The sequence below is a fragment of the Paenibacillus sp. JCM 18996 genome (genome assembly GCF_055392555.1).
This window is the reverse complement of sequence record NZ_AP043884.1, coordinates 3,843,743-3,868,522: the sequence shown is the minus strand read 5'-3', so window position 1 is coordinate 3,868,522 and position 24,780 is coordinate 3,843,743. Positions and strand designations below refer to the sequence as shown.

Genomic DNA, 24,780 nt, shown 5'->3' with positions numbered 1-24,780 from the left:
CGGCTTCTCTCCAATCAGGAAATTTTGACGCAGACACCTGCTGCCGGCAGCCTGACAATTTACAGAATCATTTCCCTCTCAAAGTCCGCAATCTGCTCATTCGTTCCGATCAGTACGAGAAGATCATTTTCATGCAGAACATCCTCAGCGCTTGGTGCAATAATCACGCCTTGCCTCTCGCCTTTATTAATGGCGACCACATTGCAGCCAAAACGGGCCCGCGCGTCCAGGTCCTTCAGCGTTGTCCCGTCCAGGCGTCTCGGAACCGAAAGCTCCGCGATCGTATATTCTTTCGACAGCTCGATATAATCCAGCAAATTCGGTGAAACCAGCTGATGCGCCACCCTCACGCCCATGTCCCTCTCCGGGAAAATGACCCGGTCGACGCCGATTTTTTGCAGCACCTTTCCCTGCAGCTCGGACGCCGCTTTGACCACCACATGCCGGACTCCAAGATCTTTTAACAAAATCGAGGTCATGATGCTCGCCTGAATATCGTCCCCGATCGCTACCACAACAACGTCAAAGTTCCGTATCCCTATGGCGCGGAGAACCTCTTCGTCCGTCGTATCCGCTATTACGACGTGAGTGAGGTGATTCTTCATCTCCTCCACCATTTCTTCATCGCTGTCGATTCCAAGCACTTCATAGCCGAGGGTGGTAAGCTCTCTAGCCAAACTGCCTCCAAAACGCCCCAAACCGATTACAGCAAACTGCGATTTCACGGCTGCCGCCTCCTAACCTATTGTAATTTTTCCTTCGGGATACCTGAACAGCTCTTTCTGCGCCTTCGGACCCAGGGCATAAGCAAGCGTGAGAGGGCCCAGCCTGCCGATAAACATCATCGAAATAATCATTATTTTACCGAATAAGGTCAGGGACGTGGTAATGCCCATCGATAAGCCCACCGTTCCGAACGCAGAGGTTACCTCAAACAATATGGCGAGAAAAGATTTATGTTCCGTTGTGGAGAGCACCATGGCAACAAAGACCACAAGAAAAAGCGCGAGCAGAGTTATTGTTATGGCTTTCAAGAGCCTGTCTTTGCCAAGGCGCTGTTCGAAGAACACGATATCCTCCTTGCCCCGGGTCATTGCAAATACAGCGCCGACCAGGGTCGTGAAGGTAGTGGTCTTGATCCCGCCGCCGGTCGAGCCAGGAGAAGCTCCGATAAACATCAGTATAATGATGAAGAACTGCGATGCCTGCCTCATTCCTCCGATATCCACCGTATTGGCTCCGGCTGTCCGGGGCGTGACCGATTGAAAGAACGCGGCGAGCACCTTTCCGCCTGGACTCAGAGGACCTAGCGTTCTGGAATTCGAATATTCAAACACAAAAATCACCACGGCACCGACCAGGATGAGCAGAGCGGTTGAAGCCAGCACCACTTTGGAATGGAGCGACAGCCTGCGCCTAGACCGCTTGTATTCCACTACTTCCGCCATGACCACAAATCCTATGCCGCCAAGAACGATCAGGGCCATCGCCACCGAGTTAACGACAAAATCCTCCGCATATCCGGTCAAACTCCGGTACTCGCCGAACAGGTCAAAACCCGCATTGTTAAACAGCGAAACGGCGTGCCATATCCCATAATAAACAGCTCTGCCGACCGGCATGTCAAAAGACCAGCGGATGGCAAATATGACCGCTGCTATCCCCTCGATGGTCAGAGAATAAATCAGGACCTTGCGAATTAACAGCACAATCCCCTCTATGCTCCCTTGATTGAGCGCCTCCTGAAGAATAAGCCGCTCACGCAGAGAAATCCTCTTTTTCATAACAAAAGCAATCAGCGTAGCCATAGACATAAAGCCCAGGCCGCCCACTTGAATAAGAAGCATAATGACGATCTGGCCGAAAACGGTGAAGTCTCTTCCTGTGTCCACCACCACCAATCCGGTTACGCATGTAGCCGAAGTAGCTGTAAATAAAGCGTTGATAAAGGACACCGGTTTCCCCGTAGATGAGATGGGCAGAGATAATAAAAACGCGCCGATTAGAATGATGGCCGCAAAGCCCAACACCAGAATTCTGGGAGGGGTAAGGTGTAAGAAAGGATTATCCCGTTTAGTCAAAAGATCACCTCTAAGGGTTAAGGAATGCATATATTTACCCGCTTTGCTCGCGGATAAACAATGTGTTCTATGTACAGCAAAAGGATCTGAAGGGTACCGAAGTATCCTTCAGCGCGTTACGCATTCCCTATGCTTCGTACGCATTCCCTCTGCTTCGGCCAGAGCAGCCGGGGAGTTTCCGTACCGTGAAATAGCTAGGTTCAGCCGCGTTCGGCAGCTCCGGCAGACTCGCTAAGTTCGTTCCGCTTCGTCAGGCCCGGCGTGTACAGCCGATCCGGCAGTTCCGGGAGGCTTAGCATCGGTATGCCCGGCAGGCTCCACTTGTGTCGGCGGCCCGGCAGGCTCCGACCGTTCCTCTCCGCCAGCCGCATCCTGCGAATCTGTCACGCGAAGCGCTCTCAGAATCTGCGCGGCCAGCTTTTCCCCGATGCCCACTTCCCTAAAATCTTCCACCGAAGCTTCTTTTATCCGTTTCAACGAGCCAAAATGCTTCAGCATCGCTTTTCGACGCTTTTCACCGACCCCCGGAATTTCGTCCAGCCGGGAAGCGATCATCGACTTGCCGCGCGTATCGCGGTGGAAAGAGATGGCGAAACGGTGCACCTCGTCCTGGATCCGCTGCATTAAATAAAATTCCTGGCTGTCCCTGGGCAGCGGCACCACTTCAGCCGGATCCCCCGTCATCAGCTCGGCGGTTTTATGCTTCGCGTCTTTGACCAGTCCGCACACCGGGATAAACAAGCCCAGCTCATTCTCCAGAACGTCGACGGCAGCGGAAATCTGCCCCTTGCCTCCGTCGACGACCACCAGATCCGGCATCGGCAGATTGTCCTTCAGCACCCGTTCATACCGGCGGCGTATCACCTCCCGCATCGTCTCGTAATCGTCGGGACCCTGCACGGTGCGGATTTTGTATTTGCGGTATTCCTTTTTATCCGGCTTGCCGTCCGTAAACACCACCATCGCCGACACCGGATTCGTCCCCTGGATATTGGAGTTGTCAAAAGCCTCAATCCGGCGGATCGCGCCAGTTCCAAGCCACTGTCCGAGCCCCTCGACAGCCTTGACCGTCCTCCGCTCGTCCTTCTCCATTAAGCGGAAGCGTTCCTCCAGCGCCATCCGGGCGTTGTCATCCGCCATTTTCACCATCTGCTTCTTCAAGCCCCGCCGGGGAATAAACACCTTTACCTTCAGCCAACTTTGAAGAGCTTCACGTTCATCCCGCTTGGATTCCTCCGAAGTTTCGGATGCGTCGGGTTGCTCCGCTAATATCCTGTCTGTGGCCTCCGCATCTTCGGCGGATTCTGCACTCTCAACGGCTTCCGCACTTTCACCGGCATCCTCACTCTCGGCGGCTTCCGACTCTTTGACCGGACTCGGAAGGAATATCTCCTTCGGCAGAGCCGGATTATCGCTGTAATACTGCGTCACATAAGACATAAAATCCTCGTATTCCTCACCGTAGTACGGGAAGAACGAGGCATGCCGCTCCACCAGCTTGCCTTGGCGCATATATAGAATCTGAACGCACATCCAGCCCCGGTCGACCGCATACCCGAACACATCCCGGTCCTTCGCGTCCGCGCTGTTGATCTTCTGCTTCTCCATCACGGCGTCTATGGCGATTACGTGGTCGCGCATCTCTTTTGCGCGTTCGAAGTTCAGCTCTTCCGCAGCGGCCTCCATTTTGCGCATAAGCTCGTATTTGATCTGCTCATGGCCGCCGCTCAGGAAACGGTTAATTTCCTGCACCATCTGCTCGTTACTCTCGGCAGACACTTCCTGCACGCAGGGCCCGAGACACTGTCCGATATGATAGTACAGACAGACTTTGTCGGGCAGAGTCCTGCACTTGCGCAGCGGAAACAGCCGGTCCAGAAGCTTCTTCGTCTGCTGGGCCGCAAAAGCGTTCGGATAAGGCCCGAAGTATTTGCCCTTATCCTTCACCACTTTCCTCGTCACCTCCAGGCGGGGGTGCTCTTCGTGCGTGATTTTGATATAAGGGAAGGATTTGTCATCCTTCAGCAGCACGTTGTAACGCGGCTTATACTTCTTAATCAGGTTGCACTCGAGAATCAGGGCCTCCATATTAGAGGCGGTAATAATATATTCGAAATCGCAAATTTCCCCGACCAGCCTTTGGGTCTTTGCGTCATGGCTTCCCGTAAAATAGGAGCGGACCCGGTTCTTCAGCACCTTGGCCTTTCCCGCGTAGATGATGACTCCGTCTTTGTTCTTCATCAGATAACAGCCTGGCGAATCGGGAAGCAGCGACAGCTTGTTCCGGATTTGCTCCATCCGGCGTCCTGTGTTGTCCCCGTCCAAATGTCCTGTCATGGCTGGCATCCCCTTTCTTCAGAAAACCTTTAAATACAGCAAAAAAACTCCTTTCCCAATATACCAGAAAAAGAGTTTTTTCACACCTACTGGATTTTGAATTATTGATGCCTGGAAAGAACGCTTTTCAACGCTTCCTTCGATTGAAAACCGACGACTTTATCCACCGGCTGTCCATCCTTGAAAACGATCAGCGTAGGAATGCTCATCACGCTGTATTTGCTGGCCGCTTCCGGATTGTCGTCAACATTCAACTTCGCGATTTTTACGGAATCGCCCAATTCCCCGTCGAGCTCTTCCAGCACGGGAGCGATCATTTTGCAAGGTCCGCACCAAGGCGCCCAGAAATCCACCAGAACCGTACCTTGCTGTACCTCGGTATTAAAGGATGAATCCGATACGTTCACGATTGCCATAAAAGAATCTCTCCTTCCGTAAAGCATCCAATTTGTCATCAATATTATATACCACCGGCCCGGCACTGTTCAAACCTGATGAAGCGCAGAAAGAAGAAGCCTGCAGCCGTGTGCCAGTAAAATTTGCTTATTTGTCACTTTCCACAGCTTTACAATAAAGCACACTGTTGGGTATACTTAAAATTAACTAAGTCCAAGCGCATGGAGGAATAGCAATGAGCGATCCCAGAGAGCACGTGAATGAAGAGCCAAGAAACGATTTCATGGATACGGCGATAGGCTTTGGAGCTTTCTTTGGCTTCATGCTGGTTGTTGCGGTTATTGCGACGATTGTGAGCCTGTATAAGTAACATTTTCCGTACATAGGCCGTCTCTCCTTGGGAGGACAGCTACTGAGTGGAAGAGTCTGTCCCAAGGCGATGAAATTCGCTGAAGGACAGATTTTTTTATAGTAAAATGTACGGTTGGGAGAAAATATACATTGTGCACACAAGAAAATCTACCGCTAAAATCGTTTGCAATATCTTCCAATAGACACCGATAGTTTTGTGAAAAGAGCTAAACCGCCACGCAAATCTCTTTGTTACCGGTACGGTGACAACGAGAAACCACCAATCTCGCGGCCTTCCGGGATTAGAGCAGGCGCGTTGCGGCGCTTGCACAATAGTGTTCAGACCATGACACAGCCCCTTCTCACTCGCCAGCCATCCTACACGACTCCTCGCTGATTGCGTCCCTCTACCCGAATCTCTTCCACAAAAGGCCGAATGCGGTCCATAATCCGTCTGCCCTTGAATTCTTCCTCGCCGTCCTTGGACGTGAAGCTGAAATGCCGCTCCAGAGCCGCCAAATCGTAATTCGACGTAAAAAAGGTCGGTTTGCGGTTCATCCGGTAATTGAGGATGACAGCCATCACATGGTCCCTCAGCCAGGGATTCAAATTCTCCGCTCCGATATCGTCAAACACGAGAAGGTCGGTTTCTTTGAGCAGGTCGACCGTCTCCTTCAGCTTCAGCGGATCCCCGAACATCGCTTTCAGGTCCTCTGAAAAATCAGGCATGTATACAATAGCGCCGGTGTAGCCGGATTTGGCAAGCTCATGGAGCATATAGCACATCAAAAAGGTTTTGCCCGTCCCCAGGTTCCCCGACAGATACAGCCCGGACTTCTGCAGCCCTTCTTTCTTCGTCGCCGCCAAATAATTGACCAGTTCGTTGACCGCCCGGCCCCGGTCGAGGTCGCTGCTGTAAATCTCCTCAATATCGTAACCCTCCATCAACGCGCGGTCATCCACGTAGAAGGAGCGTATCCGTTTCCTGATCGCATCCTGCGACTGCTTGGCCAGAAACTTTTTGCAGGAAACCTTGAAGTCGTTAATAAACGTATTGCCGCCCGCCTCCTGCACCTCAAGCATCGTATAATGCCCCTGAAAATCGTTCGGGCAGCGCTCGAGACCGGGACAATGCGTACAGTGAGCGTGCTCGGTCACGTACTGGTATAACCGGTTCATATTTATTTTCAAATGCCGGTCGGTCAATTCGGGATGCTTCGTCCGGAATTTATAGATCAACGGGTCTGCCAAAAGCTCTCTCGCCCGTTCCTCGGCCTGCTTCATAACCTCATTTCTGGGCATATTGCGCAGCAGTTCCCCCAGAGATTCCATCGCTGTTCACCTTCTTTTACTCGCTTGATTGGAGCAGACGCCGCCCCATCCGTTCCCCGCGCCTCTACTTCAACTTTTCTCCCGCAGCCTTGTACCTCGACTGCAACTTTTCCCGCATCCTTGCACCGCTATTTCCGCTCTGCTTCCGTTTCCTCATACCTCTACTTCAACTTTTCTTTCGCTTCCATGATCATCTGGTCCAATTCTTCCCTGGTCAGCTTGTTCGTCTGCGAAACCGCCGTATCCTGGACAAAAGGAATCGCCGGCTTCTTTCTTCCCCTGCTTTTTCCAGCCGACGCTCCGCCGTTTGCCGCTTTGTCCTTATACCTGGTCCTCTCCCGCACAAATTCGACCGCCTGCTCGTAAGTGTTGACCTGCTTGCCCAGCATATCGGTTGCCACCGATTCGATGTAAGGCGCCGCCCACGTCTTCCCATGCATATGGATATAATGGATCAGCACGTTGATGACTTCCTCGTTCATCCTGTAATTCAGGTCAATTTTGTCAAAGAGCTTCTCCAGATTGCCGGGAACCGACCCGTTCGGAAAGAACTTCTTCAGCATTTCTTTGAAAGATAAATTCCGCAGGAACATATTGTATTGATGCGCGTCGCACTGGCCCTGTAGCAAAGGCGGAACCTCCAGGTAGTAGGCCATTTCCACCGTCTTTCCCTCGCCCTCTTCCGCTGTGTTTGCGGACTGTTTGCGCGCAGAGGCGGCAAGCTGCCTGGTCCGTTCCTCGTCCCTCTTTTTTTCCTGGTAGTAAGTCAAATTCGCTCTATGGTGAAAAAGGTCCTCCTGCAAAAGGCCCTCTCCGTCGAACATCCCGTCCTCATCCAGCAGCCGGCAGGTCTCATGGAGTGTAAGATCGTATTTTTTTGCGGCAAAATTGATCTTGGCCATCTCTTCCGGAAGAAACTTCAGGCCTTCGACGTACTCCCGGTTAACGGATTCCCTGGGGAACCTAATAATGATGTCCGAGTAAAGAAAGCCCTTGGCGGTAATGTTCGCCCTGGACTCGTTGTGCCGGCCCGAAGCGGTTTCATACAGCGCCTGCTCCAGCTCAAAATCGATCACCTGGGTGTTCAGCCGGAAAATCTCATAGAAAGGCATCGACAAATTCTCGGAGGAACAGTCCTCCAGTTCCTTGGGCTCGGGAGCCACAATCTCGTCACGCAGCTGCAGCGTCATGTACTTGCCGACTTTATCCCTCAGCAGCAAGCTCAGATGCTGATTCTTGAAAAATTCGTTCGGCGGCAGCGGCTGGAACAACGCATACTCGTAAATATAATCCTCGGAGGCAAGGGCGAATTTCCGCGACGTTTCAAGCAGCCCCACCGCCTCCAGCCGGGACGTGTGTTCGACCAGAAACTTGCGGCCCCTTTCACCGGGCTCCAGCTCGAGAGAAAGAAACAGCCTCCTCTGCTGCTCCAGAGAGGAGTAGCCCGCCTTATCGGCGGGAAGCTGCCCGTACAAGGTCGTATATATACTGACGGCAAAAGCTCCGATCATAGGTTGATAGATTCCGGACAGCATCCGGTAATCCAAAGCGCTCAAGGAGAAATCCCTGTATACGCAGAACCGGTGATTCTCCGTAAAATGCAGCGTATTCGTTATTTTCATTCCATTCATTCCATCCCAAAAACGATAATCTATATCTACCAGTCTACCATAAATATCGACACCATGCGCATATAGAAGTGCACAAAAAAAACCGCGCGTAAAGGGATTGTGACAAAGTCAAACCATTTTGTCAACAGCCCTGAAACCGCCGGTTGGCGCTGTATTATAAATCAAAGACGAAGCTTGTCCGGCTCCACCATCTGGTCAATCAGCGGAGAATGATGCAGATTCTCTTCCCACTCCGCGTTCTTTGCAGCCGGTCCTTCAATATGCTCCTGCTGCAGCTCTACCCAAAGGCGGATCAGATCATTCAGCTGAGCGGCGGCTTTTGTCGGGATCTGGTGTTTGACGTTTTTTATAATTTGTACTTTGCTGTTAGGCAGCCCTTCATAAAGAGTCCGCGCATAACTGAAGAAAGACGAATCCTTGTCCCCGTAAACCAGCAGAACCGGCTGATGGATCCTCCTTAATTTGTCCGTACAATTATAGGCCAAGCTGTATTGGTAATATTCCCGGATATTTTGAATGGAACCGTGCATCGCACTCGTAAACAGATTTTTACGGGTATATGCCATATCCGAGTTGCCCCAAGTGATCGCTGCGGCAATCAGCCTTTTGGTAAACCGGTTTGATAAGACCGCGGCCAACTTCAAGCGGAATTTGTTATAGAAATCTCTAAACTCCGACATCCCGCTGACGATAATGCTGCCTACAAAACGATCCGGATAAGTCAGCATCGCCTCAAGAGCGATCGAGCCGCCTGTCGAATAACCTAATAAATAAGCCTTCTCAATATTCAGAGCGTCAAGGAGCGACTTCATATCCTCCACGATCAGCGGATAAGTGACGGTTTGTTTGGAAGGCGCGCTGGCTCCGTGTCCTCTTATGTCAAAAGTGATGATTTTATACCGGTCGGACAGCTGAGCTTTCTGGTAATTGAAATTTTCACCTGTTAATAATGGAGGATGAATACAAAGAATAGGCGTCCCGTTTCCTGATACGTGATAATGCAGAGAGATGCCGTTTACACTGAGGAAGGGCATAAGAAAACCTCCAGCTATAGATTTCTTACATTTAGGTTGCCCCCTCGCGGAAGATTCATCCGCCCTGTTGCACCCTATTTTCTCCAAACCACATACGTGGAAGCGATACGGTCATGCAGCCCTCTTTTCTCCGGGTCGAAAGCGACCATCAAATAACCGATTCCCAGGATAAGGCCGGACACGAATTTGCCCACCACTTCCCTGAGCAGGGCAGTGCCAAACGAGACGGGACCTCCGTCTTGGCGGATGACCTGGATACCGACGACCATTTTGCCCAGGGTTTGTCCGTACTTGGCTGTTAAGATCACATAATAGGCCAAGGAAATAAGCAGGCTGAGAAGCGATACCCATAAGGGAGTGTCTCCCCTTGTTGTGCCGGTTGCCAGTTTAAGCACATAACCCACGATATTCATGATAATCCCATCCAAAATAACGGCGAGGAACCGGATCCAGAATCCGGCGTAACGCCGCGGAACGGTTTCGCCGGACACCCATCCTTCGCCGATCACAGAATTTTCACCAGAATACGTATTTTCCATGTAAATTCCCTCCTTATTTATTGATATAAGTAAAGCAGCCGCGGTCCGAGTGAAACCTCCGGCATGAAACCCTCAACAAGCTGAGACAGCGGCGATTTCAGCTTCGACTGCATGCCTCCGAACAAGGAACTCAGTGAAAATTTGTCCGAATATTTCACCACCCTGGCATTAGGCTGCCCGGTTTTGTCCTTCGCGTACTGTGTTGCGCTCTCCAGGCTCCCGAATCCATCGATCAAGCCCAATTCCTTGGCCTGCTGGCCTGAATACATTCTTCCGTCGGCTATAGCGAGCACCTTGTCGCGGGGAAGCTTGCGCCCTTTTTCTATGACCGTTACGAACTGCTGATAGCTCTCATTGACCAATCCTTGAAAAATTTCTTTTTCCTTGGCGGTCATTTCGCGCAGAGGCGAGCCGATATCCTTGAATTCCCCGCTTTTTATGGTATTTTCCTTGTAGCCGATTAAGCTGGCGGCTTTTTCATAGTTGGGAACGGAGAAAATGACTCCGAGACTTCCCGTCAGCGTCGCCGGATTGGCGTAAATAAAGTCTGCACCCGCCGAGATATAATATCCTCCGGAAGCAGCCACAGAGCCCATACTTACAGCGATGAGCTTGCCCGATTTTTTCACTTCCTCGATTTTATTATGTATTTCGTCGGAAGCCACCACCTCACCGCCCGGACTGTTCACCCGAATGACCACCGCCTTTACATCGGGGTCCTTCTGCGCCTGGTCCAGCTGCTTGATGAAGCTCTTGGAGCTGAAGCTGCTTGAAAATCCGGCCTGCTCCGCGATTGTGCCTTCCACAAACAGTTGCACGATTTTTTGTTTGCCTCGGCCTTCGCTTACCGTCGTCTCGTCCCAGCTCGTCTTCCCATTGCCGCCTGACGATTTTGGCAGTATCGCCGTCAGTGCAACCGCAGCAACAACGAGCATTCCTATTACTGTCAAAGCCCACCCTCTTCTGCCCATGCTAACCTCCTTTAAATTCCCCAGCAAAATAAAGAAAGCCAGAGAGAAACTCCTCCGGCATTAATTTAGAACATTTTATAGCCTTTCGTCCGCAGCGTATTGATCGCCCACCCGCTGATATAAGCGCCGACCAGACCGCCTATGACAGGAATAAGATCCCCGGCACCGTAATCCGTAATATTCATTCCGCGCGAACCTGTCGAGTAATATACGGCAAGGCCGACGATCAAGCCGACATAACCGAATACGGGAAACCATGTCGTCTTCATCAACATATTGAGGATAAATCCGATTCCAAAAAAAAGCACGAACAGCAGAACCGTCACTATAATGAGCTGAAGCAGATTAATCAAACAAAGCACTCCTTTTTGCCTGAAGATCACTCGTCCGTAAGCTTGTTCTTCAATTAGTGTAATCCGCCGGAACCCCGGTTGTCAACGATTGTCTGTTTGCCCTTTGAAACGGTTTTCGATACAATGAAACAATCATATAATAAGTAAAAGGAGTGTTATTTTCAAATGAGCGAAGCACTGCAGACGTTGGAAGGCTGGTACGCCCTCCACGATTTCCATTCTATCGATTGGCCGCTGTGGCACAGCGCCACCCAGGAGGAACGACGCCAGGCCGAAGATGAGCTTTACACTTTTCTTAAGCAGTGGAACATGGTGGAAGAGGAAAAGCGCGGCAGCCTCGCCGTATACAGTATTGTGGGACACAAGGCCGATTTCGTGTTTATGCACCTTCGTGAGAGCTTGCAGGAGCTCAGCGAGCTGGAAACCTCTTTTAACAAATCCTCTTTCGCCCGCTTCACCATACCGGCGTACTCTTATGTATCCGTTGTAGAGCTCAGCAGCTACATGGCCAAGCCGGGAACCAATCCTATGGAGGATCCGGACATTCTGGCCCGTCTGAAGCCTCAGCTCCCAAAAGCCAAGCATATCTGCTTCTATCCGATGAACAAGAAGCGTGAGGGCAATGACAATTGGTATATGCTTTCTTTAGAAGAAAGACGCGCGATGATGAGAAGCCACGGCATGATCGGGCGCACCTACGCGGGCAAGGTGAAGCAGATCATTACCGGCTCGGTAGGCTTTGACGATTGGGAATGGGGCGTGACTTTGTTCTCCGACGACGCGCTTCAATTCAAGAAGCTTGTCTACGAGATGCGGTTCGACGAAGTCAGCGCGCGTTATGGGGAGTTCGGCGAGTTCTACGTCGGCAACCTGCTCACTGAATCCACATTCAAACAGATGCTGAAAATATAAGTAAGCCATAAAGAAGCGGCAGCGCTAACGATTGTTTTACTAAGAAAAACCGTCAGGTACAGATGATCCTGACGGTTTTTCTTACTATGGTCTTAAGCGCTGTTGAAGCCGCTCCCTTTTATTCCTTGTCCTCTTCCGCCAGAACGGCCATCTCAGCTTCTGCCTGTGCCCGGCGCGATAAATATTCCTCGGTCTCCCGGTCCCGGGAGCGGCTCTTTTCCTTTAAACGTTCGATCGCGGGAAGGATTAGAGTGTCGATTTCCTTTTGCACGACGGCCGCAAGCTCATAGCGCTGTTGTGACTCCAAATAGCTTCCCACATCGATCAAACCGTTGTAACGGTCGAGCTCATGCCTTGTCAGCAGCCCCCGCACCTGTACGCTGCAGTGTCTCATTATTTCTACCCCCAGCCGTAGTATCGAGTTAGTCTAAAACCGCCCCTTGCGAATCACGAGCGGTATCCCTCCGATAATGTATAGGTAGCGAATATCCACCAGCTTCTTCATCCAGGCGGCCGCGTTTCCTTTGAGTTTACGGCTTCCCACGACACCTACAGCTTCGCCTTTGCCCAAAGAAGCTACAACGCCCTTATTATGGAACTGGAACTCCTTGGGCTGGCTGCCGCGGATGGAAGCGACCAGGTTATCGGCCACAGTGTCCGCCTGCTGCATCGAAATTTGGGCTGTAGGCGGATAAGGCCTGCCTTCCTCGTTAAGCACCAGCGAGCAGTCTCCTATAATATAGACATTCTCATATTGAGGGGAACGAAGCTGCGGATCGACCTTAACCCGTCCGCGCATAGCTTCGAATCCGGCTTCCTCCAGAAGACGGTTGCCCCGGACGCCGCCTGTCCATACAACGGTTGCGGCTTTAATGAACTCATCCGCAGCCAGAAGTACGCCCTCCGGGGTGCACTCTTTGATCGCCGTCGCAATTTTAAAGGTAACCCCTTTATTCTCCAGCACTTCCATCGCGTATTTTACAAGTTCGGGGTCAAAGCCCGGCAGAGCGGTCGGAGCGGCTTCGACGTTGATGATTTTGACAAACGCTGGATCGACATCGAAATCCCTGCACAGCTTCGGAATGCGGTCGGCGAGCTCGCCGAGGAACTCGATGCCGGTGAATCCGGCGCCGCCCACCACGAAAGTGAGCAGATCCGTACGTTCGGGAGTCTGCTTGAAGCTGGCGAAGCAGTAATCGATATGCTCTTTAATGAAGCGGACACTGTTGATGCTGCGGATGCTCAGCGCATATTCTTTCAGTCCCGGAATACCGAAAGTCTCAGGCTCGCCGCCCAAGCCGATCACCAGGTAATCGTAGGAGAGCGTGCCGTCTGCAAGGATGACCTTTTTCTCCTGGGGACGGATCTGCACCACTGTGGATTTTATAAAATCAATTTTGAACTCATCGATCAGTTGAAGAATGCTTACGCGGGCATTTTCGGCATTGTCGGTGCCGGCTGCCGGCATATGAAGGTGAGTGGTTATGTAATGGTAGTCATGCTTGTTGACCAGAGTGACATCAGCCTCATTATAGTTGAGTTCCTTCTGCAAACGCAAAGCGGTGCAAATCCCGCCGTAACCTGCACCTAAAATAACGATTCTGGGTATTTTGCTCATGCGGTTCCACTCCATCCATTCGTTCATTTATATATGTCTATTTTGTCCAACAAATATTGTGAAAAATTACACAAACGATTGCACAATTCAAAGTTATTATTTTGCTCGGAAAGGAAAATAATAATAATCGCGCAGTAATTCGCTGACATCTCCTGTTAGGCCATTCACATGCCATCATATAATTTCCATTTTTAAATATCAAGTGTTATTTTTATACAAAAAAATAGAAATACGGTGAATTCGCTTCTTTCCTTCCCGGCTGTCGTTTATAATTAATAAGATGTTCGATCCAAGTCCCGGAGGTGCTTTTTAGTGTCAAATGAGAACTCAGAAATCAATGTAGTCGATATCATCATCATAGGCGGCGGGCCTGCAGGAATGTTCGCCGGTTTTTACGGCGGGATGCGCCAGGCTTCGGTCAAAATTATCGAAAGCATGCCTCAATTGGGAGGACAGCTCGCCGCGCTGTATCCTGAGAAGTACATATACGATGTGGCGGGGTTCCCCAAGATTACCGCACAGCAGCTGGTGGAGAACCTGTCCATGCAGATGAAGCATTTTGACACAGAGGTCTGCCTTGAGGAAAAAGTGCTAAAGCTGCGCAAAGTGGAAGAGCGGCTGTTTGAGGTGACTACGGACAAAGGCGTGCATTACAGCCGGGCCGTGATTGTCACTGCAGGTGTAGGCGCGTTCGAGCCCAGAAGGCTGGAACTGCCGGAAGCCGTTTTATACGAGAAAAAGAATCTTTACTACTTCGTCAGCGACCTTCAGCAGTTTGCGGGGCTGAAGGTCCTGATCAGCGGAGGCGGAGATTCCGCAGTAGACTGGGCGCTGATGCTGGAGCCGATCGCCGCGCAGGTTACGCTTATCCACCGCAGAGACAAGTTCCGCGCGCATGAGCACAGCGTGGAGAATTTGATGAACTCCAGAGTGAACGTGGTCACGCCCAAAGAAATCGTCAAGCTGGAGGGCGCGGACCGCATAGAAAAAGCAGTGCTGGCTGATGTAAAAAGCGGGGAACAGTCAGAGCTGGCGGTCGATGCGGTTATCGTGAACTTCGGGTTCGTTTCTTCCCTCGGGCCCATCGCTGAGTGGGGTTTGAACATTGACAGCGGCTCGATTACGGTAGACTCCAGAATGGAGACGAACATACCCGGCATTTTTGCCGCAGGGGATATCACTACCTATCCGGGCAAACTGAACCTGATCGCGGTAGGATTTGGCGAGGCTCCGACGGCAATCAACAACGCGAAAGTGTATATCGATCCCACCGCCAAGCTTTCCCCAGGCCACAGCAGCAACATGAAGCTGTAGCATCCTTACCGATATTTGTACGAAAAAAGGGTATTCTATTCTTGTTTAGACCTCAAACACCAGTCTAACCAGGAGGGATGCCCTTTGTCTTATTACTGCCCCATCTGCAACGGTTTGCAAAGCTTGTCCGCACAGTGTCCGAAATGCCTTACGAGCGCGGAGGACTGCGGCCGTATGGACGATTATTTAGGCCCCTACTCTCCTTACCGGCAGGCGGAGGACATCAGCTTGTCCAACGGGTATGCGGACGTTCAGAATCATGTATGTATACATTGCGGCTACTGTGCGGAATGCGGCAGCACGTTCCCTGTGAGTGTAGGTCAATGGAGCGGCAATTTCAGCTGATTTTGTCGTATCTTGCCAGTTCTAAGGTCAGCTGTCTTCTCTTGATTTCCGCCAACAATAGCTCTAAAAAATCGGCATCCAATTTTAAATCCACCGCTTTGAAATAAGATTCCAGCAAGGTTTCGTTGGAAATCACTTTCATTTAAGATCACCTGATTTTCCATTTTTTTGGAATATTTTTATCTCGTTCCTTATATTACCATGTATGCAAAAATAGAACAATGTAACCGTTATACACAGCAATCTGTGTATATCTTGTGGACTACCTGTTGATATGTGTCATTTTATGTCTCCCGCCTAGGTGGATAATGTGGACAAAGTTATACACAGCCTCTGATCGGCAAAAAAATAAAAATATTTTGTATACCCTTGACAAGAATAAAGCATACTGCTTATGTACGATGAGTTAAGGAGATGGTAGCGTTGAACCATTCAGCGAAGCAACTCAAGGAGAGTCTTTTCTAACTTCATATAGAAGCGGAGGTGTGTGCCAAAGACACGATCCGGTGTTAGAAGCGATTCACCCGAGATTTCTGTAGCGAGAGTTTGAAAGAAAATCCCTCATCGTACAGGGGGCCCCAACAGGGCCCTTTTTCTTGCGGTCAATGCGTCATCTTTTAATACCCCCTTTGTCCGCGCCCCAAACAGGAAAAAATATCATCCACCTCTGAGCTCCATTGGCTGGCAACAGGATACCATAATGCTGGAATTCACAAAATGTGTTCACGTTTGAAATAAGCTAAAATAAAAACCTCCCAGATTTTGTGTATTTTGCTCATACACAATTCTGAAAGGTTTCAATTAAGAAATCCAACTTAGGCGCCATCAAGGTTGTTGATTCAAAAATCGATGATTATACGACGACCCAAAAGCGTTATACTGTTGCGGGTTCGTCATCGCATTTCTCTATCTTTCCAGCGTCAGCAGCCGTTCTAAAAGAGCTTCCACAGCCGCATGTCGCCACAGCGTTAGGATTGTGGATGGAGAAGCCTCCGCCCATTCCGCTGTCTTCAAAATCGATCTCCACGCCGTTGAGGTATTTGTGGCTTTCCTCGTCCACAACTACCTTCAAACCGTTCATTTCAATCACTTCATCGGATGCGGCCTGTTCGTCGTCAAAGCCCATTCCGTATGAAAATCCGCTGCAGCCTCCGGCCTTTACGCCCAATCGAAGAAACATGTTCGGAGTCTCTTCCGCGGCAAGCAGCTCTTTAATTTTATTTACAGCGGTTTCGCTGATCTTGATCATTGAAAATCCCTCCTGTCAACACTTTAAGGAATCGGTACTGCATTAAGTATACCTGTATTTATAGAATCCCTCAAGTGAACGGAAGAAATTAAATCTTCCGCCTGCAGAATTGAATCAACAGCTTGTCCAATTCCCGGCTGCAGCTCTGCACGTCCGGATGAAGGGGGCCATGTTTTTCACCGAGCCGGTTCATCCGCTCCCTTAAGCTCTCTATTTCCGAAGTCAGGTTTGAGGAATTGTGATTAAACACTAGAACCGTTCCCATTTTATTCACCCTTCCATCGAAATACCAACAGTATAGAATTGTACATGATTTTACAAAATTTGAAAACCGTGTGTTTTGAAAAATCATGTTAAAAAAATGTATATGTCGTCAAAATATTTCATATTGTTGCCGCCAATAGACTAAGGGTTTATAATGATAGGGAGATTTTTGGGGAATTATCGGACTGCATGTACATTTGTGCACCCGTTTCATCAGATAACATTGTACTATAATGGGCTGCGCACGTTTAAACAGGAATCATGGGAGGTAATAGTTTATGAGCTTGACCATAGAAAATGATCAACGCCGGATGGCGGAAATAGCGGAAAAGGTTGAAAACGGCGAAAGGTTGTCATTGCAGGACGGCCTGTTTTTGTATGAATCGGAAGATATACTGAGCATCGGCCAGATGGCGAACAAAATGAACCTCCGCATGAACGGAAAAAAGGTTTACTTTATCGAGAATATGAGCTTGTACTTCACCAATGTGTGCGAAGCCCACTGCGCTTTCTGCCATTTCCGCCGGGACGAAGGCGAAGAGGGAGCGTACACCCTCACACCGGAAGAAATGTTCGAATTTATTGACAACCATTACCATCCCGGCATGAGGGAGTTCCATATCACAGGAGGGCATAATCCTAATGTACCTTTCGAATACTATGTGAACTCCATCAGAGCGCTGAAAGAACGCTATCCCGATGTGACGATAAAAGCTCATACGGCGGCTGAAATCGAGTTTTTCTCGCGGATCAGCGGATTAAGCTACACAGAAGTGCTCCAAACGCTGCTGAAGGCGGGCTTAAGCACTTTGACCGGCGGCGGTGCGGAGATTCTATCCGAAAGATACCGCAAAAAGATGGGGGTAGGCAAAGCCACCACGGACCAATGGCTGCAGGTTCAGCGCAACGCCCATGCTTTGGGGATGCAGACCCACGCTACAATGCTGTACGGGTCGATCGAGACTTTGGAAGAGCGTTTGCAGCATATGATTCATTTGCGCGAGCTGCAGGATGAAACCGGCGGTTTTATGGTGTTTATACCAAACGCGGTGCAGCCTGCCAGCGTATCGGCGGGAATCAAAAGAAGAAACTCGGCCTTCGACGATTTGAAAACTATCGCCATTTCCAGATTGATGGTCGATAACATTCCGCATATTAAAGCCTACTTTATTAATTTGGGCACTCAATTGACCCAGGTGGCTCTTACCTTCGGGGCGTCCGATGTGCACGGTACCATTGTGCAGGAACGGATATCGCATGCGGCAGGAGCTCTGTCCCCGCAAGGATTAACCCGTGAAGAGCTTGTTTGGCTCATCAAGGGCGCGGGACGCATTCCGGTGGAAAGGGACACTTTCTATAACGATATCCAAGTTTACTGATCTCCAGGGAATCCGCATCGTTTGTTCATAGATCCGCGGCGCCCGGGAACGGCGCAGAAGCGGGAATCTATACACAGAAAGGGTTTTACGATGAAAAAGCTTGTTATTTTAGGCGGCGGCTACGGCGGATTGACGATCGCGAACCGGCTGCTGGATAAAGACCTGCCCAAGGACACGATCATCGAGATGGTCGACAGAATGCCTTTCCAAGGGCTTAAAACAGAATATTACGCTCTCGCGTCCGGCACGGTGTCCGAAAGCGAGGTTCGCGTTGCCTATCCTGACGATCCTCGGCTCGCTCTCAGATATGGCGAGATTACTTCGATCAATCTGGAACAACGGCTGGTTCAGCTGGAAGGACAGGAGCCCTTATCGTACGATTCACTCGTAATCGGATTGGGCTGTGTGGACCGGTACCACAATATTCCCGGGGCCCGGCAGTACACGAACAGCATCCAAACGATGTCAGCCACGCGCAAAACCTACCAAAACGTAAATGACGTGAAGCCCTACGGCCAGATTAGCATTATCGGCGGAGGGCTGAGCGGAGTGGAAATGGCGGCGGAGCTGCGTGAAAGCAGGCCGGACCTGAACATCCGGATTATCGACAGGGGGCCCAGCATCCTGTCCGCTTTCCCGGAAAAGCTGCAGAAATTCGCCCGCGGATGGTTCGAAGAGCATGACATCGAAATGCGTTCCCGTGTGTCTCTTTGCCGTATTGAGGGCGGAATTTTGCTGAACGGGGATGAGCCGATCTATACGGACTGTACGATTTGGACAGCAGGCATCCAGCCGGGCGAAGTCGTCCAGAACCTGAGCTTGCCCAAGGATGGCGCCGGCCGCCTGATCATTAACAAGTATCATCAAGTGGAAACGCACCCCGAGGTATATGTCGTCGGAGACTGTGCCAGCCTTCCCTTTTCTCCCAGCGGACAGGCGGCGATGGCACAGGGCGACCAGATCGCCGATGTCATCCTCGACCTGTGGAAAGGCGAAACCCCCAAGCTCGGCCAAATCAAGCTTAAGGGGGTGCTCGGGTCTCTCGGCAAGAAATCGGGATTCGGTTTGTTGGGCAAAAGCACTGTGATGACAGGAACAGTACCCCGGTTTATCAAGAGTGGAGTGCTGTGGAGATCCAAGCACCACTTCGGATGATCAGCCTCTATTCCCCAAGCAGGTTGAACATCTCTTCCGCCTCTTTGATTTTGGCAAGGATGTTTTCATACAGCTCGTCAGCCGTCTCGGCGGACACAATCTCGCCGTTCACCAAGGCGTAAGGGTTTGTGTAGCACTCCCCGCAGTTGCCCAGGCAGCCGTATTCAATCACATCGTATTCGGGGTTATTTTCGAGATTTTTCATAATCTCATCCGTTCCATGATGCATATTGTTCGTACAAAATTCAATGATCGGTCTCATGTTGTGTTCACCAGCCATTTTATTTTTAATGTAATTGTATTATAATAAGGTCATACCGAAGGCATATGTTAAAAATGGACTTCGAGTCTAAAGGGAGTTGATTTGCATGTCCGAGAATACACAAAGTACAACCATGTATGACGAAGTGCTTGAAGTACTTGATAAATTGCGTCCTTTCCTTCAACGCGACGGCGGCGATGTAGAACTGGTCGACGTAGAAGACGGAATCGTTAAATTGAGATTGATGGGCGCCTGCGGCAGCTGCCCAAGCTCCACTATCACTTTGAAAGCCGGTATCGAAAGAGCCCTGCTCGAAGAAGTCGAAGGCATTGAAGAAGTCGTTCAAGTATTCTAACATCATTCTATACACGGAGACTCACCTTAGGGTGAGCTCTTTTTTTGTTTCGGGCATCCTCCAGTGGAAGGGGGTCTGACCAACGGTACAGCGCCGCAAAGCGCCTCAGGAGAACCCGGTCTGTGGCAGTTGCCGCGGCTTGTCCGATTTAACGTTCTTCTCTGGCCCCTTCGATCGTATTGCGGATCGGGTCCAAACCGCCGGAAACGTCAATAATATTCCCTGTCAGAAAATCGGATTGGGACTGACAGAGAAAGGCTATCGTCCGTGCCACATCTTCTCCCGTGCCTGGACGCCCAACCGGAGATTCCTGGTCGGAACCCCGCTCGACGTCCTCGATCCTCTTCTCTTTATTTTCCCCCCGAATGTCTCCCGGACACAGCATATTGACCGTGATGCCGTTGACCGCTTCTTCTACGGCCAGCGATTTGGTGAAGGACACCAGTCCGACCTTCGCTGCCGCGTATACAGCCCGGTGGGGCCACCCTCTCGCCTCAGCCGCATGGCCGAAGCCGAAATGGATAATGCGTCCCCAACGCTTCCGCCTCATCATCGGCAGGACCAGATAATCCAGCTCGATGACTCCCAGCAAGTTGCCGCGCATCAAGTAATCAATCTCTTCCGGCTTGTAGTCGGCAAAAACTCTTCTTTCCCTGATAAAAGGGCCGGCATTGTTTATAAGCACGTCGATTCCGCCGAAGCGGCCCTCGACCTGCCGCACCAGCTGCAGGATGTCTTCCGGCTTGGACACGTCCGCTCGAAAAGCTTCAGCCCGGACTCCCAGCTGTTCGATCATCCCGCATAATTCATAAGCTTCCGGCTCACTGTTCACATAATTCACTGCGATCTCATATCCCTGTTTGGCCAAATGGAGAGCGCTCATCCTGCCTAATCCTTTGGCGCTGCCGGTAATTAAAGCCGTCCTTCGTCCCTCTCCCATCACTTGGCCTCCTGTGCGCCGTTCTTTTAATTACTATACTACAGCGGAGAAGCTGCACTCAAGTTACCGGGGCAGAGGAAGTTCGCCTTGTTCGCTCATCTCCAGCACATATTGAAAAGTCAAGGAAACCGATTGGCACACCAGTTGCAGCCCTTGGCGGAGATCGAGCAAATTTTGGCGGATATCCTCCACCTGTATATGCATGAACAGATCAGGGCTGGTCAGCAGCATGTCATCAATCGATTCCGCGTTAAACGAGTGGATTTCCATATTCCTCTGTGTTCGGAGTCTGTCAAGCGGCTCTTTTACACTCTCTTTCAAGTCGTACAGCTGCTGCTCGAATCGCGCATACTTGGCGTGGCCTCTCATCTGTCTGAGAACGGTAAAATACGAAAATTTGCGTTTGACCGATTCCGTCTTCAGCCCGAACAAGTCGTTCAGAAAAAATCCAAGCTTGTCAAGGATGGAGAACAGACGGATAAATCCGTTTTTATAGAAATAAACGTACCGGTAATATTCGTCGCTCTCTTCCTGCGACATTTCATCGGTGAACTTTTTGTTGATCTTCACTGCACATTTCTCTGCGGCAAACAAGCTTTGTTCGACTTCATCCAATGCTGCGAGAAACATCCTGCAGCGGATTTTGAATTTGTGCTTGCGGTCGCTGTCCCGAATATTGCCGTGGATCCAATTCATCCATTGTTTAATGCTCTGCAGCGCTTCCAGCAGTTCCCCTTCATCGCGCCGCCTTGGCATCCCGAACAGGCTTCTCAGCATTATGCTCTACCCCCGCGTTAAATGGATGGGAAAAGGCTCTTCCCGCCGTCCGCCTGAAGAACTCCTTCGTCCCCGGGCAAGCTGGCAAGAATGAGCCCTCTCCTGCTGCGTTTGTTGAAGATGCCGTGAATCGTACTAAGATAGTATGCGCCGGTAAAAAGGACTGCATTCCATCCCGGTTACGCAGCGTTTAAGCAAAATAATCCTTCCAGCGCCGATCGACGAGCTCGACAATATCTTCTCTGGGGAACAATTCGTCCGGATACCCCGGTTTCATTCTGGCGTCAATCAAAAGAGGCAGCTCGTAACTTACATGATGCCGTTGCAGAGAAGACTTCGCGTACATATCGCTGTCCGGGTTGAAGCGGGTAAATACCGTCCATAAAAAAGCGGTCTGGCTGCCGACAATGCCGGTACTGTCCGCCAGGATCACCAGCGGCCAATCTTGCAGCTGAGCGGCCGACTGCTCCAGCACCCGCTGGGCGAGGCCGGGATCCTGCTCGTAGGACGCGCCGGAGATGACCAGGCAGCCGGCGCAGTAAGGCGCAGCGCCGGTGATGCCCGGAAGCGCGGCGCCTGTGTAGGAGCGCGGCAGCTCCCTGACCAGGGAGCCCACGCCCATAAGCACGGCTTTACTGCCGTGGTTCAGCTTGTGGCCCGTGTAATCCAGCGTGTCGTGTGACGTGTTTCCGAACACGAACAGATCCTGGTGCGGGTTGAAACGCTCCAGTACGGTCTCGAGCAGCCTCGGGAAATCCGAGAGCTCGACCGCCTGATCGGTCACGATCAGGAATTTGGTCAGCGTCAGCTGGCCTTCGCCAAGGATGCGGAAGGCCGAGCCCAGCGCTTCGCGCGAGTAGCTCTCGCGGACGATGGCGGCGGCCAGCGGGTGGAAGCCGGTCTCGGCGTACGTCCACAGCGAACGTACGCCAGGCATCGCCAGCGGGAAAGCGGGTGACAGCAGCCGCTGCAGGAATTCGCCAAGATAGTAATCCTCTTGGCGCGGTTTGCCTACGACGGTCGCCGGGTAGATGGCGTCCTTGCGGTGCCACACATGATTGACGTTGAAAACGGGAAAATCATGTGTGAGCGAGTAGTAGCCGAAGTGGTCGCCGAACGGCCCTTCGGCTCTGCGCATATGCGGCGGCACTTCGCCGCATATCGCGAATTCCGCCTCGGCGACGAGGCGGTGCCCGCCCATGGGGTTATCCACCATGGGCAGCTTGCGGCCGATGATCAGCGAAGCGAGCAGCAGCTCGGGCAGGTGCTCGGGCACCGGCGCAATCGCGGAGGCGATCAGCGCGGGCGGGCCGCCGAGGAATACGGTCACGGGCAGGGAAGCGTTCTTCTTCTCGGCCTCGTGGTAGTGGAAACCGCCGCCCTTGTGGATCTGCCAATGCATGCCGGTCGTGCGGCCATCATATACGTGCATTCGGTACATGCCGAGGTTATGGTCGGCGCCGTCCGGATGCTCGGTGTACACGAGCGGCAGCGTGACGAACGGACCGCCGTCCTCCTGCCAGCTCGTGATCACCGGCAGCTCGGACAGCGGCGACGTACGGTTGCATACCTGCAGAATCGGTGCTTCCGAGCGGCTCGCGCTCCGTATGCCCACTTTCAGCAGGTCGAAGATCATTTGGCGCTGGTTCCACAGCGCCTTGGGTGTGGGAGGAACCATGGTGTCCTTAGCCGCTATAATATCCTTCATCAGCTGCTCAGGCTTGGGACCGAACGCCAGGTCCACCCTGCGGCTCGTCCCGAACAAATTCGTCACGACGGGGAACGGGCTCCCTTTTACATTCGTGAACAAAAGAGCGGAACCTTCTTCCTCTATCACCCTGCGGTGGATCTCCGCGATCTCCAGATAAGGGTCTACTTGCGCGGAGACTTCAATCAATTGATTTTCTTGCCGGAGCGCATCAAGAAATGCGCGTAGATTGCCGAACGACATAGCCTTCTCCCTTTCCCTCAACCGGTTCCCATTGTAACGTCAGCATGCACAAGTAGCTGAGCAAGCCGAAAAGGCATGAAATCAACACTGTATGGAGCAAACTGGCGAGCAAATACCAGTCATGCCCAATCATATAGGTTAGGTAACCCCCGCTGAGCACCTGAAGTACGGTTAGAATTAAAGCGGCTCTCACCCACGAATAAAAATTTGCGTTGCCCCGGTGGCTTTTTCGTACATACAGAAAAAGGGCCAGCACGGAGACAAGAAACAAGATAGCGGCCACTCTGTGAATGAAGACGATTGTCGTGGCTCCTTCGAGAGCGGGAACGAGCTTGCCGTTGCACAGCGGCCAGCCGATGCAGCCGGCGGTGGAGTTCGTATGCCGCACAAAGGCGCCAAGATAAACAACCACATAGCAGTAAACAGCGATGAGCCAAATTCCTGTGCTCAAGCCGCTTGAAAGCTTTAAAGGCTCAGTTTGCCCGGAATCCCATCCGCCATCCGCCGTCTTTTTGCCTCCGTAAGGAGAGTAAATGATGGCGAGCAGAAGAGTAAAGGCGAAAGCGATGAGAGAGAATCCGAAATGGAGCGCCAGAACGGCGGAAGACGTCGGCCAAACGACGGCCAAAGCGCCGAGCACCGCTTGCAGCAAAGTGAACAGCAAGGCGCCGGACACGTAGAATTTGGCATCGCTCCGTTTACTGTATATCCATACCAGAAGAGCCGTGGCCAGCAAAATCATGCTCACCGCGCCTACCACCAGCCGATGGTTATATTCAATGAGAGACTCGATCGTATAGGCCGGAATAAACCTCCCGTTGCACAGCGGCCAATCCTCTCCGCAGCCCCGTCCGGACTCGGTTTTCGTTACCAATGCGCCCATCACCAGAATGAGGAACATTCCAATCGCCGAAGCGTACGAGAATCTTTTCAAGTAGGCTTGCATCCGCTCTTTTATAGTAAAATCAGAAGCTTGTTTCATTCATATCACCTGATTCCGTTATGCTAACATCGTCGAATGATGTCAAGTATTATTATATCGATATTTTTAAGGCAAATCCATTTTGAATGTTACAATGCATTGACGGCACAAAAAAGACACGTTCTTGGAGAAAGTGTCTGATGCGGGAAACTGCCGGGGTTCCGACCTGCGCATAACGGGTTCCAGCCGCTGTTGAACTTTGGTTCCCTGATTATGTCAGGTGGAAGGAACCAAAGTTCAAAGGCGGGCGCT

The 24,780-nt window shown here is 51.3% G+C and carries 27 protein-coding genes; 7 read left to right on the top strand and 20 right to left on the bottom strand.

Going from position 1 to position 24,780, the window contains the following annotated elements:
- Positions 1 to 59: 59 nt before the first annotated feature.
- The 4 genes from ACZ5N7_RS19165 to trxA all read right to left on the bottom strand — a co-directional run bounded on the left by ACZ5N7_RS19165 (position 60) and on the right by trxA (position 4,834).
- The gene (locus ACZ5N7_RS19165; protein WP_464656183.1) at positions 60 to 725 is read right to left on the bottom strand and encodes a potassium channel family protein; all 666 of its coding nucleotides are present in this window, start codon (positions 723 to 725) and stop codon (positions 60 to 62) included.
- A 12-nt stretch (positions 726 to 737) separates the two neighbouring features.
- Entirely contained in the window at positions 738 to 2,081 is a 1,344-nt protein-coding gene (locus ACZ5N7_RS19160) for a TrkH family potassium uptake protein (RefSeq protein ID WP_464656182.1), read from the bottom strand.
- Positions 2,082 to 2,312: 231 nt separating this feature from the next.
- The gene (gene uvrC, locus ACZ5N7_RS19155) at positions 2,313 to 4,427 is read right to left on the bottom strand and encodes an excinuclease ABC subunit UvrC (RefSeq protein ID WP_464656181.1); all 2,115 of its coding nucleotides are present in this window, start codon (positions 4,425 to 4,427) and stop codon (positions 2,313 to 2,315) included.
- A 92-nt stretch (positions 4,428 to 4,519) separates the two neighbouring features.
- Positions 4,520 to 4,834 carry a thioredoxin gene (trxA, locus tag ACZ5N7_RS19150; protein WP_464656180.1) on the bottom strand — a complete coding sequence of 105 codons (315 nt, stop codon included), beginning with the start codon at positions 4,832 to 4,834 and terminating at the stop codon, positions 4,520 to 4,522.
- A 215-nt stretch (positions 4,835 to 5,049) separates the two neighbouring features.
- Here trxA and ACZ5N7_RS19145 point away from each other — a divergent pair, with 215 nt between their 5' ends.
- Positions 5,050 to 5,184, top strand: coding sequence for a YqzM family protein (locus tag ACZ5N7_RS19145; RefSeq protein WP_464656179.1), 135 nt, complete (start codon positions 5,050 to 5,052; stop codon positions 5,182 to 5,184).
- 359 nt (positions 5,185 to 5,543) lie between these two features.
- Here ACZ5N7_RS19145 and dnaI read toward each other — a convergent pair whose 3' ends face one another.
- The 6 genes from dnaI to ACZ5N7_RS19115 form a co-directional block, all read right to left on the bottom strand.
- Positions 5,544 to 6,497, bottom strand: a complete 954-nt coding sequence (dnaI, locus tag ACZ5N7_RS19140; RefSeq protein ID WP_464656178.1) for a primosomal protein DnaI — start codon at positions 6,495 to 6,497, stop codon at positions 5,544 to 5,546.
- 161 nt (positions 6,498 to 6,658) lie between these two features.
- Entirely contained in the window at positions 6,659 to 8,119 is a 1,461-nt protein-coding gene (locus ACZ5N7_RS19135; protein WP_464656177.1) for a DnaD domain protein, read from the bottom strand.
- A gap of 170 nt (positions 8,120 to 8,289) precedes the next feature.
- Positions 8,290 to 9,162 carry an alpha/beta fold hydrolase gene (locus ACZ5N7_RS19130; protein WP_464656176.1) on the bottom strand — a complete coding sequence of 291 codons (873 nt, stop codon included), beginning with the start codon at positions 9,160 to 9,162 and terminating at the stop codon, positions 8,290 to 8,292.
- 74 nt (positions 9,163 to 9,236) lie between these two features.
- Positions 9,237 to 9,701, bottom strand: a complete 465-nt coding sequence (locus ACZ5N7_RS19125; protein WP_464656175.1) for an RDD family protein — start codon at positions 9,699 to 9,701, stop codon at positions 9,237 to 9,239.
- A 17-nt stretch (positions 9,702 to 9,718) separates the two neighbouring features.
- Positions 9,719 to 10,672, bottom strand: coding sequence for a signal peptide peptidase SppA (sppA, locus tag ACZ5N7_RS19120; RefSeq protein ID WP_464656174.1), 954 nt, complete (start codon positions 10,670 to 10,672; stop codon positions 9,719 to 9,721).
- A 65-nt stretch (positions 10,673 to 10,737) separates the two neighbouring features.
- A complete protein-coding gene (locus tag ACZ5N7_RS19115) occupies positions 10,738 to 11,016 on the bottom strand; it encodes a YuiB family protein (protein WP_464659366.1) in 279 nt (92 codons plus the stop codon).
- A 174-nt stretch (positions 11,017 to 11,190) separates the two neighbouring features.
- On the opposite strand from ACZ5N7_RS19115, the gene hemQ reads away from it, so the two are divergent.
- A complete protein-coding gene (gene hemQ / locus ACZ5N7_RS19110; protein ID WP_464656173.1) occupies positions 11,191 to 11,937 on the top strand; it encodes a hydrogen peroxide-dependent heme synthase in 747 nt (248 codons plus the stop codon).
- 118 nt (positions 11,938 to 12,055) lie between these two features.
- Here hemQ and ACZ5N7_RS19105 read toward each other — a convergent pair whose 3' ends face one another.
- Positions 12,056 to 12,331 (bottom strand): hypothetical protein, encoded by a 276-nt coding sequence (locus ACZ5N7_RS19105; RefSeq protein ID WP_464656172.1) that lies wholly within the window; start codon positions 12,329 to 12,331, stop codon positions 12,056 to 12,058.
- Between the two features lie 33 nt (positions 12,332 to 12,364).
- The gene (locus tag ACZ5N7_RS19100) at positions 12,365 to 13,555 is read right to left on the bottom strand and encodes an NAD(P)/FAD-dependent oxidoreductase (RefSeq protein ID WP_464656171.1); all 1,191 of its coding nucleotides are present in this window, start codon (positions 13,553 to 13,555) and stop codon (positions 12,365 to 12,367) included.
- Positions 13,556 to 13,867: 312 nt separating this feature from the next.
- On the opposite strand from ACZ5N7_RS19100, the gene ACZ5N7_RS19095 reads away from it, so the two are divergent.
- Positions 13,868 to 14,869 (top strand): NAD(P)/FAD-dependent oxidoreductase, encoded by a 1,002-nt coding sequence (locus ACZ5N7_RS19095; protein ID WP_464656170.1) that lies wholly within the window; start codon positions 13,868 to 13,870, stop codon positions 14,867 to 14,869.
- An 84-nt stretch (positions 14,870 to 14,953) separates the two neighbouring features.
- A complete protein-coding gene (locus tag ACZ5N7_RS19090) occupies positions 14,954 to 15,214 on the top strand; it encodes a hypothetical protein (protein WP_464656169.1) in 261 nt (86 codons plus the stop codon).
- Here ACZ5N7_RS19090 and sda read toward each other — a convergent pair.
- The 3 genes from sda to ACZ5N7_RS19075 form a co-directional block, all read right to left on the bottom strand.
- Positions 15,207 to 15,356, bottom strand: coding sequence for a sporulation histidine kinase inhibitor Sda (gene sda, locus ACZ5N7_RS19085; protein ID WP_464656168.1), 150 nt, complete (start codon positions 15,354 to 15,356; stop codon positions 15,207 to 15,209). The two genes, ACZ5N7_RS19090 and sda, sit on opposite strands and share 8 nt — an antisense overlap.
- Positions 15,357 to 16,088: 732 nt before the next feature.
- Complete coding sequence (locus ACZ5N7_RS19080; protein ID WP_464656167.1) at positions 16,089 to 16,463, bottom strand: HesB/IscA family protein; 375 nt, start codon at positions 16,461 to 16,463, stop codon at positions 16,089 to 16,091.
- Between the two features lie 88 nt (positions 16,464 to 16,551).
- The gene (locus ACZ5N7_RS19075) at positions 16,552 to 16,728 is read right to left on the bottom strand and encodes a Spo0E family sporulation regulatory protein-aspartic acid phosphatase (protein WP_464656166.1); all 177 of its coding nucleotides are present in this window, start codon (positions 16,726 to 16,728) and stop codon (positions 16,552 to 16,554) included.
- A 277-nt stretch (positions 16,729 to 17,005) separates the two neighbouring features.
- Between ACZ5N7_RS19075 and mqnE the strand changes: the two genes are divergently transcribed.
- Positions 17,006 to 18,106, top strand: coding sequence for an aminofutalosine synthase MqnE (gene mqnE / locus ACZ5N7_RS19070; RefSeq protein WP_464656165.1), 1,101 nt, complete (start codon positions 17,006 to 17,008; stop codon positions 18,104 to 18,106).
- Between the two features lie 90 nt (positions 18,107 to 18,196).
- Positions 18,197 to 19,261 carry an NAD(P)/FAD-dependent oxidoreductase gene (locus tag ACZ5N7_RS19065; protein ID WP_464656164.1) on the top strand — a complete coding sequence of 355 codons (1,065 nt, stop codon included), beginning with the start codon at positions 18,197 to 18,199 and terminating at the stop codon, positions 19,259 to 19,261.
- Between the two features lie 7 nt (positions 19,262 to 19,268).
- Here the strand turns inward: ACZ5N7_RS19065 and ACZ5N7_RS19060 are convergent, their stop codons facing one another.
- Complete coding sequence (locus tag ACZ5N7_RS19060; protein ID WP_464656163.1) at positions 19,269 to 19,523, bottom strand: YuzB family protein; 255 nt, start codon at positions 19,521 to 19,523, stop codon at positions 19,269 to 19,271.
- Positions 19,524 to 19,629: 106 nt separating this feature from the next.
- Here ACZ5N7_RS19060 and ACZ5N7_RS19055 point away from each other — a divergent pair, with 106 nt between their 5' ends.
- Positions 19,630 to 19,878: a NifU family protein gene (locus ACZ5N7_RS19055; protein ID WP_464656162.1), complete on the top strand. Its 249-nt coding sequence runs from the start codon at positions 19,630 to 19,632 to the stop codon at positions 19,876 to 19,878.
- A 148-nt stretch (positions 19,879 to 20,026) separates the two neighbouring features.
- Here ACZ5N7_RS19055 and ACZ5N7_RS19050 read toward each other — a convergent pair whose 3' ends face one another.
- The 4 genes from ACZ5N7_RS19050 to ACZ5N7_RS19035 form a co-directional block, all read right to left on the bottom strand.
- Positions 20,027 to 20,818, bottom strand: a complete 792-nt coding sequence (locus ACZ5N7_RS19050) for an SDR family oxidoreductase (RefSeq protein WP_464656161.1) — start codon at positions 20,816 to 20,818, stop codon at positions 20,027 to 20,029.
- 63 nt (positions 20,819 to 20,881) lie between these two features.
- Positions 20,882 to 21,595 (bottom strand): Cthe_2314 family HEPN domain-containing protein, encoded by a 714-nt coding sequence (locus tag ACZ5N7_RS19045; protein ID WP_464656160.1) that lies wholly within the window; start codon positions 21,593 to 21,595, stop codon positions 20,882 to 20,884.
- Between the two features lie 190 nt (positions 21,596 to 21,785).
- Positions 21,786 to 23,546, bottom strand: a complete 1,761-nt coding sequence (locus ACZ5N7_RS19040) for a UbiD family decarboxylase (protein WP_464656159.1) — start codon at positions 23,544 to 23,546, stop codon at positions 21,786 to 21,788.
- Positions 23,515 to 24,528, bottom strand: coding sequence for a COX15/CtaA family protein (locus tag ACZ5N7_RS19035; protein WP_464656158.1), 1,014 nt, complete (start codon positions 24,526 to 24,528; stop codon positions 23,515 to 23,517). The genes ACZ5N7_RS19040 and ACZ5N7_RS19035 overlap by 32 nt, the downstream gene beginning before the upstream one ends.
- Between the last annotated feature and the right edge of the window lie 252 nt (positions 24,529 to 24,780).